Below are 12,945 nucleotides of genomic sequence, written 5' to 3'. Positions count from 1 at the left end.
AGCGGCTCAGGCGTCTTCACCCAGCCTCGCCCGGATCTCCTTGCGGCTCAACTGGCGCTTGGTCGCGGCATAGACATCCGGTCGCCCGTACATGGCCTGGTTGCTCGATACGCCGAACTCCGGTCGACCCCATGTGCAGGTGGTCTTGACGAAGCAGCGCCGCAGCGCGTCGAAACGCTTCTCCCAGACGCCCGGAGCCTTCATCGGCGGCGTAAGCGCCAGCGTGATCTCGAACCAGTCGCCGTTCACGCAGTGCCATTGCGTGAGTTCGTCGATCGCGATGAAAGACGCATGTGGCTTCTTTCCGCTCCTCTCATCGCTCTCGCCGCGAGCCCATTGCCGGGCCTGGGCGAGACGCCGGTTGGGCAGCAGGATGCCGGTGACCGGATGCACGAACAGTTCGACATGCGAAGCCTGATGCAACGGCGCGCGACTGCCGTCGCTCCACCAGCGTGCCCGCACCCACACTTCGCCATCGCGCAGCACCGCTGCGCGTTCGACGAAGTCGTCGATGTGTTCAAAGATGTGCGCCTGCACCGTGCTGCGGCGATCGATGCCGCTGCACAGTTCCGCGTAGACCTTGTCCCATGGCCGGTGCACCTGCTTGTGCAGCCAACGCTTGAGCGGCGCGAGATTCTCGTTGAGCCACTTGGTGCGGCCGTAGCCGCGCTTCATGCCGAGGTGCGAACCACGCTCCTTGCTGTTGCGCCACTTGCGCCCATCGCCCTGCACGCCGCCACCGCGGCGCGGCCGCTCGACGATGACCTTGTCCATGTCGTCACGCATCGTCGCTCCTCCCCCTGAAGTCGCGCGCTGCCTTCTGCAGCGCCACCTTCTGCGCGCGCCGCTCGGCGCTGTGGGTGCGCAGGTGGCGCCCCGCCTTCTGGCTTGCTTCGCGGCGCGCCAGCGCGGCCACCACGGGATTGCGAGGTGCCGCATTCGGCACCGAAAAATAGAACCGGCCCAGACGCTTGTCGTCGTCGCGGGCCTTTCGTTGAGCACTCATGTGCACACACTCCGAAAAACAAAAAGGCCCCGGCGAATGGCTGCGCGGGGCCTTTGTCGACTGGCCTCGGGCGGGTGCGTGGAATGCACATCCGGCCGGGGCGGTCGGTGTGCGGATCAGGTGTTCAGGTAACGGTTCATTGGATTGATGTGTCGCCAGGGAGGTTGGTCGTCGCCGGGCGCGAAGGGAGCAAAAACTGTTGCTGAAAAACGAAGGGCGGATTCTGTCGATCGCGCATGCGATGTGCAAGCGCCGCATGTGCCTCTGTGGCGCAAAGCCTACGCAAGGCTTTTCTTGAACCCGGTGAATCCGGTTGCGCGAATGCGCCGTATCCCACTCAAGCGCGTCGCGCCTCCGAGCTGTTGGCGGTTTCCACAGAGAGCCTCGAGAACCAATCACCTTTCCAGGAGACTTCCATGAAGAAACTCGTGATCGCAGCAAGTGTCTCGGTCCTGCTCGCAGCCTGCGCAGGCGGCATGGGCATGAGCGGCAGCAGCAGCAGCGGTGGCGCATCGAACCCGATGGTCGGCGGCGCTCCGATGTACCCGACGAAGGACATCGTCGACAACGCCGTGAATTCGAAGGACCACACCACGCTGGTGGCCGCCGTGAAGGCCGCGGACCTCGTCGGCACGCTGAAGAGCCCCGGCCCCTTCACCGTGTTCGCGCCCACCAACACGGCCTTTGCCGCTTTGCCGGCGGGCACGGTCGACACTCTGCTCAAGCCCGAGAACAAGCCCACGCTGACCAAGGTGCTGACCTACCACGTGGTGCCCGGCAAGCTCGACGGCGCCGCGCTCATGAGCGCCATCAACGCGGGCGGCGGCAAGGCCACGCTGAAGACCGCGAGCGGCGGCACGCTCACCGCGACGATGAGCGGCGGCAACGTGATGGTGACCGACGCCAAGGGCGGCACCGCGACGGTGACGATCGCCAACGTCTACCAGTCCAACGGCGTGATCCACGTCGTGAACAAGGTGCTGCTGCCGGGCTGATCGGCCCCCTTTTTCCGTTTTCCGCTTTCGTCAGCCGCGCTGCGCGGCCTCGGCTTCGTCGCGCAGCCACTGCGCGAACTCCTGCGCGTCGCGGTTGCCCGCGGCGCGCCTGGACATCTCGATGAAGTAGCCGCGATGCGAGGCGGCGCCCTCGCCCAGCGGCGCCACGAGCCGGCCGTCGCGCACCAGCTCGCTCAGCAAGGGCAGCCGCCCGATCACCACGCCCTGCCCCGCCACCGCGGCGGACACGGCATCGGCGTACTGCGTGAAGCGCAGCGTGCTCTTCATGCGCAGGTCTTCCAGCCCCATCACCTTGAGCCAGGGCTCCCAGTCGGCCGTGGGAGCTTCGCTGTGGTCGGGGTACTCGACGGTAAGCAGCGTGAGCTTCGAGAAATCGGAGAGCTGGCGCAGCGATGCGGCCACCTGCGGCGAACACAGCGGGATCACCGACTCCTCGAACAGCGCCGGCCCGATGCCGCGGCCCACGGGCACGAAGCGCACCGCCAGGTCGATGCGGCTGCTTTCCAGATCGAGCACGTCGAGCGTGGCCGACACGCGCACGTCCACCTGCGGATGGCTGCCGGTGAAGCGCGCCAGCTTCGGAATGAGCCAGATCGACGCGAAGCCCGGCGTGGTGGTGATCGCCACCTGGCGCGGCGCCGAACTCGCACGCACCCGCGCCGTGGCGTCGCGCAGGCGCTCGAGGCTGTCGGTGACGGCGCGCTGCAGCACGCCGCCGGCCTCGGTGAGCGACAGCGCGCGATGGCGCCGCTCGAACAACAACACGCCCAGGCTGGCCTCGAGCTGCTGGATCTGCCGGCTCACGGCCGACTGCGTGAGGTGCAGCTCGGCGGCCGCCAGCGTGAAGCTCAGCCGGCGCGCGGCCGCCTCGAAACTGCGCAGCAGCTCCAGCGGCGGCAACTCGCCGCCGGTGGCTCCGACGGCTTTCACATTCTCTGTACGCATGCAACGAGTTCCGAATTACCGTGTGCAAAGAGGGATCCGGCTCACTATATTCATTCGCATAGTGAATGCAATGGAGCTTGCCATGAGCACCTCGCCCTCTTCCACCGCCTCTTCTTCCTCTCCCTCCGTGACTTTCTCGTCCAGCACTTCCCGCTTCCACGTGAGCCTGCCGAAGCGCTCGGTCTTCGCCGTGCCCGACGGCGCGGGCGTTGGCATCGAATGCCGCAGCGGCTCGGTATGGGTCACGATCGACCGCGACACGCGCGACATCGTGCTGGAGCCCGGCGAGCGCTTCGAGAGCAGCGATCACCGGCGCGTGCTGGTGTCGGCGCTGGAATCGTCGTGCATCACCGTGTCGGACGCCCGGCCGGCCGCCATGCCGCTGCCCGCGCCTTCTCCGCGCGCATGGTCGCCCCGGCGACTGCTGCCACACGGGTTGTCCCCGGCTTGACCGGCCCCCGTGCGCATCGAACCATCGATGCCATGAGTTCCGACACGACCCCACAACCCTTCATCCTCCAGGAGCAGGCCGACGGCATCGCGACGCTGACGCTGAACCTGCCCGCCAAGCTCAACCCCATCGCGCGCGACCTGCAGGTCGAACTGCGCGACGCGCTGGAGCGCATCCGCGACGACCGCTCGGTGCGCGCCGTGATCCTCACGGGCGCCGGCAAGGCCTTCTGCGTGGGCGCCGACCTGAGCGCGATGACGCCGCCCGAGGAAGGCAAATCGCTCGGCACGCAGACCGCCGAGTGGATGCAGAGCCTGAGCAACCCGCTGATCGAGACGCTGCGCACGTTGCCGGTGCCGGTGGTGGCCGCGGTGAACGGCCCGGCCGCCGGCGCGGGCGTGGGCCTGGCGCTCGCGGCCGACGTGACCATCGCGGCGCGCAGCGCCTACTTCTACCTGCCCTTCCTGCCGAAGCTGGGCATCGTGCCCGACCTGGGCTGCACCTGGGCCATTCCGCGCCGAGCCGGCCGTGCACGCGCCATGGGCATGGCGCTGCTCGACGAGCGCGTGGGCGCGGGCCGCGCGGTGCAGTGGGGCCTGATCTGGGCCTGCGTGGACGACGAGCAGCTGCTCGAAGAGGCCAGGGGCATCGCGCAGCGCCTCGCCCGCCTGCCGGCGCATGCGGTGATCGAGGCGCGCGAAGCCTTCGAGGCCTCCGAGCGCCACACGCTGAAGGAACAGCTGCACTACGAGAGCGAACGCCAGCGCGAGCTGATCGACCGGCCCAGCTTCCGCGAAGGCGTGAGCGCCTTCCTGCAGAAGCGCCCGCCGGTCTTCGAGAGCCGCTGACAATCCGACACCGGCGTGCACTGGCGCCGGCCGGGGGGCTGCAGGACAATGCCGCGCATGCCCATCCCCAACGCCTTCTACGCCCAGTCGGGCGGCGTCACCTCGGTCATCAACGCCTCGGCCTGCGGCGTGATCGAAACGGCGCGCCGGCACCCCGACCGCATCGGCAAGCTCTACGCCGGACGCAACGGCATCATCGGCGCGCTGGCCGAGGAACTGATCGACACCGGCGCCGAATCGACCGAAGCCATCGCGGCGCTGCGCACCACGCCCTCGGGCGCCTTCGGCTCCTGCCGCTACAAGCTCAAGTCGCTGGAGAAGAACCGCCGCGAGTACGAGCGGCTGATCGAGGTGTTCAAGGCGCACGGCATCGGCTACTTCTTCTACAACGGCGGCGGCGATTCGGCCGACACCTGCTTCAAGGTGAGCCAGCTCTCGCAGTCGATGGGCTATGCGCTGCAGGCCATCCACGTGCCCAAGACCATCGACAACGACCTGCCGCTGACCGACTGCTGCCCCGGCTTCGGCTCGGTCGCGAAGTACGTGGCGGTGTCGACCATCGAGGCCTCGTTCGACGTGCGCTCGATGGCGGCCACCTCCACCAAGGTGTTCGTGCTCGAGGTGATGGGCCGGCACGCGGGCTGGATCGCGGCGGCCGGCGGCCTGGCCTCGGACCAGGGCATTCCGGTGGTGGTGCTGTTCCCCGAGATCGAGTTCGACAAGGCGCGCTTCCTCGCGCGCGTCGACGAGCTGGTGAAGCGGCACGGCTACTGCTCGGTGGTCGTGTCCGAAGGCTGCCATCACCCCGACGGCACCTTCCTTGCGGAGCAGGGCACGCGCGACGCCTTCGGCCATGCGCAGCTGGGCGGTGCCGCGCCGGTGGTGGCGCAGATGATCAAGGAAGCGCTGGGCCACAAGTTCCACTGGGCCGTGGCCGACTACCTGCAGCGCGCCGCGCGGCACATCGCATCGGCCACCGACGTGCGGCAGGCCTACGAACTCGGGCAGCGCGCGGTCGAACTCGCGCTGGAAGGCCGCAACGCGGTGATGCCGACCATCGAGCGCATCTCCGACGTTCCGTACGCATACCGCATCGGCAGCGCGCCGCTCGAATCGGTCGCGAACGTCGAGAAGCCGATGCCGCGCGACTTCATCTCCGACGACGGCTACGGCATCACCGAGAAGTGCCGCCGCTACCTGCTGCCGCTGATCGAGGGCGAGGACTACCCCGCCTACAGCGGCGGGCTGCCGGTGTACGCGACGCTGCGCAACGACATCGTCGCGAAGAAGCTGCCGGCCTTCGAGATTTCATGATGACCACGGAGGCCGTTCCCGGCCTGATCGACGCCACGCGCTGCCCGCTGTGCGGCGAGTTGAACCGCTGCGCGATGGAGATCGAGCGCGAGACCGGGCAGGCGCAGCCGCCGTGCTGGTGCATGCAGGTCGACTTCAGCAAGGCGCCGCTCACCAACCTGCCGGAAGAAATGCGCGGGCTGGCATGCATCTGCATGCGCTGCGCGACGGGCGCGGCTCCTCAGTCTCAGGACTGACCAAGGCTCTGCTGCTGTGCCTCTGCCTGCGGCTGCGCCTGCGCAGCCTCGGCCACGTCGGCCGCCACCACCATCGACGGCGCATCGCCCGGCCGCTGCTGCGTGACCACGCGGTGGATGAACTGCAGCTTGCCCACTGCCACGCGCGGCATCACGAAGGGGTAGTAGTCGGGCTGCCCCATGCTGCGCGACAGCTCGTTGAGCACGTTGGTGAGCAGCACCCAGCCGTTGACGAAGTCGAGGAACTTGCCAGCGTCGGGGTCGTCCGGCTGCCAGAGGTCGTCGAGGGTGAACAGGTCGCTCGCGAGTTCGACGTTGGTGGCGTCGACGCCGAAGCTCATCGCGGTATCGGCCGTGTCGGCCATGTGCAGGTAGTGGGCCCAGGTCTCGGCCCAGTCTTCCCACGGGTGCGTGCTCGCGTAGCTGCTCACGAAGCGGTCGGCCCAGTCGGGCGGCGGGCCCTGCTCGTAGTGCGTCTGCAGCGCGGCGGCGTAGTCGGCGCGCTCGTCGCCGAAGAGGGCGCGGAAGTCGTCGATCCACTGCGTGGGCTGCACCAGCAGGTCCCAGTAGTAGTGGCCGATCTCGTGGCGGAAGTGGCCCAGCAGAGTGCGGTAGGGCTCGCGCATCTCGGCGCGGATGCGCTCGCGCACGGCGTCCTCGGCCTCCTCGGCGTTGAGGGTGATCACGCCGTGCTGGTGGCCGGTCATGACGTGCGGGCCGCCGGGCACGTTGCTCAGGAAGTCGAAGCTCAGGCCGTGCGCGGGATCGACGTGGCGGCTCACCACCGGCAGGCCCAGCGCCAGCAGCTGCGAGACGAGCCGGCGCTTGGCGGTCTCGAGCTTGCGCCAGAGCTCGCCGTTGCCCTCCACCGATAGATCGGGAATGGTGCGCGTGACGCTGCAGGCCAGGCAGTAGCCGGGCGCCAGGCCCTGGGTGTCGGGGGGCAACTGCTCGCCCTCGCGCGCGGCGGGCACCATCCAGTTGCACGCGGCGGGCGTCATGAGGTTCGCGCAGCGGCGGTAGGTCTTGCCGTGCGGATCGCCGAACACGGTGAAGGTGTCGGGCTGCGCGCCCTCGCCGACAGCCGGCGCGAGCGGCATCACGCCGAGCCGGTCGATCACGTAGCCCAGCGGCGTGTGGCAGGCCAGGCACTCGCTGTTGCGCAGGAAGACGGGGCGGTCGCACTGGCAGCGGTAGGCGCGGCTGACGGTGGGCGCCGCGAGTTCGGTCGCGAGCGTGGGCGCGCCTTCCAGTTCGCCTGAGGCAACCGGCTGGGCGTTGGCTTGATCGTCGGATGGAGCGTTCATGCGGCAGTTGTCTTGATCGATCTTCTTGACGCGGAGGGGACAGCGGACCGATTTTGCGGCCGCCCCTTTCATTTGCCGCCACGCAAAGCCCGATATGCTTGTAGGACGACGGACCCGAGACATTCCGCCGCCCCATGACCTCCCCACAGCCCCAAGAAGCCGCGACCACGCCGGCCCCGCCCTCCATCGGCACGATGCGCCAGCGCTATGGCGAACGCTACCGCTGGTACCTGCTACTTTCCGTGATGGTGGGAACGATGGCGTCGATCATGTCCTCGACCATCGTCAACGTGGCGATCCCCGGAATGAGCCATCACTTCTCGCTCGGCCAGGAGCGCGCGCAGTGGGTGAGTTCGGGCTTCATGGTGGCGATGACGGTGTCGATGCTCACCACGCCGTGGCTGCTGTCGCGCTACGGCTACCGGCGCACCTACGTGGGCACGATGCTCCTGCTGCTGGTGGGCGGCATCGTGGGCGGCGTGGCCAACGACTTCTCGCTGGTGCTGTTCGCGCGCGTGGCCGAGGGGCTGGCGGCGGGCGTGGTGCAGCCCATTCCGGCCATCATCATCCTGCGCGCCTTCGAGCCGCACGAGCAGGGGCGCGCGAGCGGCATCTTCGGCATGGGCGTGGTGCTGGCGCCGGCCATCGGGCCGAGCATCGGCGGGGTGCTGGTCGATCTGTTCGGCTGGCGCTCGATCTTCTTCATGGTGGTTCCGTTCTGCCTGGCCTCTCTCTGGCTGGCCTACAAGTTCGTGCCCAAGACCGCGCCCGGCGGCGTGGCCGCCACGCGCGGCGACGGCCTCGATGCGCGCGGACTGGCGCTGGGCACGGTCGGCACGCTGTGCCTGCTGAACGGCCTGGTGGCGCTGCGCGGCGATTCGCCATTGCAGGCGGCGCTGCTGCTGGCGGGCGCGCTGGCCTCGTTCGGCATCTTCGTGTGGTGGCAGCGCCGCCTGGCTGCTTCGGGCGGCACGCCGCTGATGAACCTAGCGCTCTTCCGCTACCGGCAGTTCGCGATGGGCAGCGTGGTCGCCTTCATCTACGGCACGGCGCTGTTCGGCTCGACCTACCTGCTGCCGGTGTACATGCAGGTGGGGCTGCATCTGTCGGCCTCGCACGTGGGCACCATCCTGCTGCCGGCGGGCATCGTGCTGGCGCTCACCATCGCCGGCGTGGGCCGGCTGGCCGACAAGCACCCGACCTGGGTGCTGGTGACCATCGGCCTCGCGCTGCTGGCGGCCTCGTTCGCGCTGATGATGGTGCTGCGGCTCGACAGCGCGCTGTGGCTGCTGGTGGCCTTCGCCATCATCGGGCGCATCGGGCTGGGCTTCATCCTGCCCTCGCTCAACCTGGGCTCGATGCGGCCGCTGGCCAAGCCGCTGATCCCGCAGGGCGCGAGCGCGATCAACTTCGTGCGCATGCTGGGCGGCGCGGCCGGCGTGAGCCTGTGCGCCATCGTGCTCGAGTGGCGCCTCGCGGCGCACGGCGATTCGCTGGCCAACCCGATGAGCAGCCCGGCGCGGCTGGCAGCCTTCGACGAGGTTTTCGCGATGCTGGCCGGGCTTTGCGCGCTGGCGGTCTGCGCGGCCTGGCAGTTGCACCAGGGGCCCGCGGAACCCGTGAAGCCGGCGGGGCCGCCGCGCAACACGGGGTAAACCCCGGCGGCGGAAGACGGGGCTTTCGCATTCAATTGTTATAAGTTGTATCGCAATCAGCCCCCAATGCACCGTAGAAACTTCATCGCCGCCTCGGCTGCGGCAGTGGCCGGCCTCGGCCCGCTTTCATCCTCCCTGGCCGCCGAGAACGGCGTCACCGACAGCGAGATCGTCCTCGGCCACACCGGCATCCTGAGCGGCCCGCTGGGCGTGCCGGTCAAGGTCGTGATGGCCGGCGCAGGGCTGGCCTTCGACGCGGTCAATGCGCAGGGCGGGTTGTCGGGCCGCAAGATCAGGCTTGTCTCGCTCGACGACGAGCTGAAGCCCGAGAAGGCCGTCGCCAACTACGAAAAGCTGCTGGCGGAACATCGCGTCTTCGCCTTCTTCGGCTGTGTCGGCTCCGCCACCACCGCCGCGGGGGCCAAGGTGCTGAACCAGAGCGGCGCGCCGACGGTGGGCGGCTACGCGGTATCGGATTCGGCCCGCGAGAAGGTCGGCGGCGCCGGCTACTTCGTGCGCGCCACCTTCGCCCGCGAGGCCCAGGCGCTGGTGCAGCACCTGACGACCATCGGCGTCTCGCGCATCGCCGTGGCCTATCTCGACAACCCGGGCGGCGCGGAGGTCGCCAAGCTCGTCGGCGATGCACTGACCGCGCTGAAGCTGAAGCCCGAGGCGCTGGTGGCGGTGAAGGGCGACGGCACCACCAACGAGGCGTCCGGCAAGGCACTGGCCGACAGCAAGGCGCAGGCCGTGATCATGTACCTGGGCGGCGGCATCGGCGGCGAGGTGATGAAAGCCGCGTGGGCCGCGGGCGGGCGCCAGATGTTCTACGGCATGTCGATCGTGCCGGGCGACGTCACCGCGAAGCTGGTGGGCGACAAGACCAGCGGCCTCGCCATCTCTCAGATCGTGCCGTACCCCTGGAGCGAGGTCGACGCCGGTGCCAAGGAATACCGCCAGCTCGCCGAGCGCGCCAAGGTGGACATCGGCTACCTGAGCTACGAGGGCTACGTGAACGCGATGGTGATGATCGAGGCCCTGCGCCGCACCGGCCGCGACCTCACGCGCGCCAAGCTGCACGCCACGCTCAAGGCCATGAAGCTGCGCATGAGCAACATGGAGATCGACTTCACCGGCGCCAGCAACACCGGCTCGCGCTTCATCGAGATGGTGCGCGTGACGAAGGAAGGCAAGTTCCTGCGCTAGGAACGCCCCTCACGCGGCCCGCGCCGCCGCAGGCACCCGAGCACCGCCGTCGGCCACCAGCGCAGCGCCGGTGACGAACGAAGCCTCGTCGCTCGCAAGGAACAGGCACACGGCCGCCATCTCCTGGGGCGTGGCCATGCGGCCCAGCGCGATGCGCGCCACCGTCTGGGCGTGCGCGGCGCTCTCGTCGATGCCGCGCTCGGCCGCGAGGTCGCGCATCTCCTGCCGGCTCATCGGCGTATCGACCCAGCCGGGGCACAGCGCATTCACGCGCACGCCCTTCGGCCCGTAGGCCTGCGCCGCCGAACGCGTGAGCGCGACCACGCCGGCCTTGCTCGCGGCGTAGCTCGCCATGCCAGCCCCGGCATTGAAGGCCGCGACCGAGGCGATGTTGACGATAGCGCCGCCACCTTGAGCCACCATGCCGGGCAGCACCGCGCGCTGGCAGCGCATGGTGCCGCCGAGGTTGACCTCGTGCAGGCGCCACCAGTCGTCGTCGTCGATGTCGGCCGCGTCGTCGTTGCGCACGATGCCTGCGCAGTTCACCAGCACGTCGAGGCGGCCGAAGGCGGCCTGCACCGCTGCCACGGTGGCGCGAACTGCCTCGTCGTCGGTCACGTCGCAATCGAAGGCCGGGCCCTCGCCTACGGGCTGCGGCCTGGGCCAGCCGGCCACCGCGACGCGTGCGCCCTCGGCGGCGAAGCGTGCAGCGATGGCGGCACCGATGCCGGTGGCTGCGCCGACCACCAGGCAGGCCTTGCCCTGCAGGCGCCCGGTCATGCCTGCTCCGCGAAGAACGGGCTCTCGGGCAGCGTGGAGCCGCCATCGACCACGATGGTCTGCCCCGTGATGTAGCGCGCCGCCGGGCTGGCCAGGAAGCGCATCGCGTACGCGATGTCCTCGGGCCGCCCCAGTTCGCCGGCCGGAATGTGCCGCGCGATGCGCGCCGCCTTCGCCGGGTCGGACAGCAGCGAGCCGCCCTGCTTGGCGATGTAGCCCGGCTCCACGCCGTTGACGGTGATGCCCTCTCGCGCGTACTCCAGCGCAGCAGTGCGGATGAAGCCGTTCACGCCCGCCTTGCTCGCCGCGTAGTGCGCGCTGCCCGGCATCGCCACGCGCGGCCCCGTGACCGACGAAGTGACCAGCAACCGCCCGCCGCCGCGCGCGCGCATGTGCGGCACCGCCGCCTGCGCAAGCCAGAAACAGGCCTTGAGGTTCACGGCGAGCGTCTGCTCGAGCTGATCGTCGCTCATCGCGTCGATCGCGGCCCAGGGGTTCACGGCCGCGTTGTGGACCACGATGTCGAGCGCGCCGAAGATGCGCGCCGCCTCGGCCACGGCGCGTTCGACCTCGTCGCGACGGCCGATGTCGCAGGCCAGCGCCTGTGCGCGAAGGCCACGCTCTCGCAGCGCAGCCGCCACCGCCTCGCCCGCGCTGCCGGTGCGGTTGGCGATCAGTACCGAGGCACCGGCCTCGGCGAACACCTGCGCGATGGCCGCGCCGATGCCGCGCCCGCCGCCGGTGACGAGCGCGACCTTGCCTTCGAGCCCGAAGGGATCGCCCGCGCTCATCCCCTGCACTCCCGCACGAACTCGGCGAAGGCCGCGTTGTGCTCGTCCACCTCGCGCTCTGTGGTGCCCGGGCAGCACAGCATCATGTTGTGGAAGGGCGTGATGAGCACGCCCCGGTTCATCAGGTAGAGGTGCAGCAGCGCCTCCAGGTCGCCGTCGCGCGTGCGGCGCACGTCGGCGGCGTTGCGTGGCGCGTCGGGACAGAAGAGCGTTTCCACGCGCGCGCCGACCTTGGTGGCGTGCCACGGCAGGCCCGCTTCCGCGATGCTGGCGTTGACGCCATCGGCCAGCCGCTGCGCGAGCGTGCGCATGCGCTCGAAGGCCTCGGGCGTGAGCACCTGCGAGAGCACCGCGCGCATCACGGCCACGGTGAGCGCGTTGCCCGCCAGCGTGCCGCCGAAGCCGGCATGTGCCGACTGGCGCTGCGTGGGATGCAGCTTGGGCAGCACCTGCCAGACCCGCTCGGCGGTTTCCGAGCTCAGCCCGAAGGCTGCGGCGGGAATGCCGCCCGCAATGGCCTTGCCGATCACGAACATGTCGGGCTCGAGCCCGTGCTCGCGCGTGTAGCCGCCGGGTCCGCTGGAGATGGTGTGAGTCTCGTCGATGACGAGCAGCGTGCCGGTCTCGCGCGTGAGGCGGCGCAGCGCCTCGTGGAAGCCGGGGTCGGGCGCGATCATTCCGTAGTTGGTCATCGCGGGTTCGGCCAGCACGCAGGCCACGTCGCCGGCGCGCAGCGTGCGCTCCAGCGCCGGCAGGTCGTTGAACTCGACCACGGCCGAAAGTTTGTCGTGCGGAAAGCCGTTGGGGTGGATGTTGTTGCGCATCGCGACCGCGCCGTCGCGCAGCTCAACGTGCGCCTCTTCCACCGAGCCGTGGTAGCAGCCCGAGAACACCAGCACGCGAGGCCGGCCGGTGACCATGCGCGCCAGCCGTATGCAGGCGCGGTTGGCGTCCGAGGCCGAGGTCGTGAGGTTCCAGTACGGCAGGCCGAAGCGGCGCGCGAGCTCGTCGCCGACCCAGGCCGCATCGTCGTTCGGCAGCATCAGCGAGGTGCCAACGCGCGCCTGCCGAGCCATGGCCTCGACGATGGCCGGATGGCCGTGGCCGCACATGCCGCCGGTGTCGCCGAGGCAGAAGTCGGCATAGCCGTTGCCGTCCACGTCGACGAAGCGCGCGCCGTAGGGCAGCTGCGCATCCTGCACGTAGAGCGGCCAGCCGCCGATCCAGCGGCGCATCCAGTGCGAGGGTGCGCCGTAGAGCCAGGCCTGCTGGCCCTGGGCATAGAGTTCGCCGGAGCGGGCATGGGTGCGCGCGTAGCGCTCCTGTTCGGCCTGCATCAGGGCCTGCACGCATTCGCGCGGCACGGTGGGTTCGAAGGTCGGTGTCATCG

Annotated in this window: 14 protein-coding genes; 7 read left to right on the top strand and 7 right to left on the bottom strand. The window is 69.5% G+C overall.

All coding sequences use genetic code 11. The annotated features are described in order from the left end of the window. Window positions 1-6: 6 nt before the first annotated feature. Both ABL840_RS03515 and ABL840_RS03510 read right to left on the bottom strand, forming a co-directional pair. Window positions 7-786 carry a hypothetical protein gene (locus tag ABL840_RS03515; RefSeq protein WP_093301610.1) on the bottom strand — a complete coding sequence of 260 codons (780 nt, stop codon included), beginning with the start codon at window positions 784-786 and terminating at the stop codon, window positions 7-9. Beyond that, a complete protein-coding gene (locus ABL840_RS03510; RefSeq protein WP_093203900.1) occupies window positions 779-1,006 on the bottom strand; it encodes a hypothetical protein in 228 nt (75 codons plus the stop codon). The genes ABL840_RS03515 and ABL840_RS03510 overlap by 8 nt, the downstream gene beginning before the upstream one ends. Before the next feature lie 476 nt (window positions 1,007-1,482). On the opposite strand from ABL840_RS03510, the gene ABL840_RS03505 reads away from it, so the two are divergent. After that, a complete protein-coding gene (locus ABL840_RS03505) occupies window positions 1,483-2,001 on the top strand; it encodes a fasciclin domain-containing protein (RefSeq protein WP_418116346.1) in 519 nt (172 codons plus the stop codon). A gap of 30 nt (window positions 2,002-2,031) precedes the next feature. Here ABL840_RS03505 and ABL840_RS03500 read toward each other — a convergent pair whose 3' ends face one another. Beyond that, window positions 2,032-2,967, bottom strand: coding sequence for a LysR substrate-binding domain-containing protein (locus ABL840_RS03500; protein WP_093301607.1), 936 nt, complete (start codon window positions 2,965-2,967; stop codon window positions 2,032-2,034). Window positions 2,968-3,049: 82 nt separating this feature from the next. Here ABL840_RS03500 and ABL840_RS03495 point away from each other — a divergent pair, with 82 nt between their 5' ends. From ABL840_RS03495 to ABL840_RS03480, 4 genes are read left to right on the top strand one after another with little or no spacing between them, the layout of a single operon-like run. Further along, entirely contained in the window at window positions 3,050-3,418 is a 369-nt protein-coding gene (locus tag ABL840_RS03495; RefSeq protein WP_093301606.1) for a DUF2917 domain-containing protein, read from the top strand. Window positions 3,419-3,450: 32 nt separating this feature from the next. Then, window positions 3,451-4,266, top strand: a complete 816-nt coding sequence (locus ABL840_RS03490; RefSeq protein ID WP_093301604.1) for an enoyl-CoA hydratase-related protein — start codon at window positions 3,451-3,453, stop codon at window positions 4,264-4,266. A 57-nt stretch (window positions 4,267-4,323) separates the two neighbouring features. Then, window positions 4,324-5,580 carry a 6-phosphofructokinase gene (locus tag ABL840_RS03485; protein WP_093301776.1) on the top strand — a complete coding sequence of 419 codons (1,257 nt, stop codon included), beginning with the start codon at window positions 4,324-4,326 and terminating at the stop codon, window positions 5,578-5,580. After that, window positions 5,577-5,816 carry a cysteine-rich CWC family protein gene (locus ABL840_RS03480; protein WP_093203888.1) on the top strand — a complete coding sequence of 80 codons (240 nt, stop codon included), beginning with the start codon at window positions 5,577-5,579 and terminating at the stop codon, window positions 5,814-5,816. Before ABL840_RS03485 ends, ABL840_RS03480 begins: the two co-directional genes overlap by 4 nt. On the opposite strand, the gene ABL840_RS03475 is transcribed toward ABL840_RS03480, so the two are convergent. Continuing rightward, window positions 5,807-7,123, bottom strand: coding sequence for a zinc-binding metallopeptidase family protein (locus tag ABL840_RS03475; protein WP_093301603.1), 1,317 nt, complete (start codon window positions 7,121-7,123; stop codon window positions 5,807-5,809). The two genes, ABL840_RS03480 and ABL840_RS03475, sit on opposite strands and share 10 nt — an antisense overlap. A 134-nt stretch (window positions 7,124-7,257) precedes the next feature. On the opposite strand from ABL840_RS03475, the gene ABL840_RS03470 reads away from it, so the two are divergent. Beyond that, entirely contained in the window at window positions 7,258-8,778 is a 1,521-nt protein-coding gene (locus ABL840_RS03470; RefSeq protein ID WP_093301601.1) for a DHA2 family efflux MFS transporter permease subunit, read from the top strand. Between the two features lie 66 nt (window positions 8,779-8,844). After that, entirely contained in the window at window positions 8,845-9,984 is a 1,140-nt protein-coding gene (locus ABL840_RS03465; RefSeq protein ID WP_093301600.1) for an ABC transporter substrate-binding protein, read from the top strand. Window positions 9,985-9,993: 9 nt separating this feature from the next. On the opposite strand, the gene ABL840_RS03460 is transcribed toward ABL840_RS03465, so the two are convergent. From ABL840_RS03460 to ABL840_RS03450, 3 genes are read right to left on the bottom strand one after another with little or no spacing between them, the layout of a single operon-like run. After that, a complete protein-coding gene (locus tag ABL840_RS03460) occupies window positions 9,994-10,764 on the bottom strand; it encodes an SDR family NAD(P)-dependent oxidoreductase (protein ID WP_093301598.1) in 771 nt (256 codons plus the stop codon). Further along, window positions 10,761-11,555: an SDR family oxidoreductase gene (locus ABL840_RS03455; RefSeq protein ID WP_093301596.1), complete on the bottom strand. Its 795-nt coding sequence runs from the start codon at window positions 11,553-11,555 to the stop codon at window positions 10,761-10,763. The genes ABL840_RS03460 and ABL840_RS03455 overlap by 4 nt, the downstream gene beginning before the upstream one ends. After that, complete coding sequence (locus ABL840_RS03450) at window positions 11,552-12,943, bottom strand: transaminase (protein ID WP_093301594.1); 1,392 nt, start codon at window positions 12,941-12,943, stop codon at window positions 11,552-11,554. The genes ABL840_RS03455 and ABL840_RS03450 overlap by 4 nt, the downstream gene beginning before the upstream one ends. Window positions 12,944-12,945 lie beyond the last annotated feature (2 nt).

The sequence above is a fragment of the Variovorax sp. NFACC27 genome (assembly GCF_048301545.1).
Classification (GTDB): Bacteria; Pseudomonadota; Gammaproteobacteria; order Burkholderiales; family Burkholderiaceae_C; genus Variovorax; species Variovorax gossypii.
Note: the sequence above shows the minus strand (reverse complement) of the source record. Positions and strands in the feature narration are given on the sequence as shown.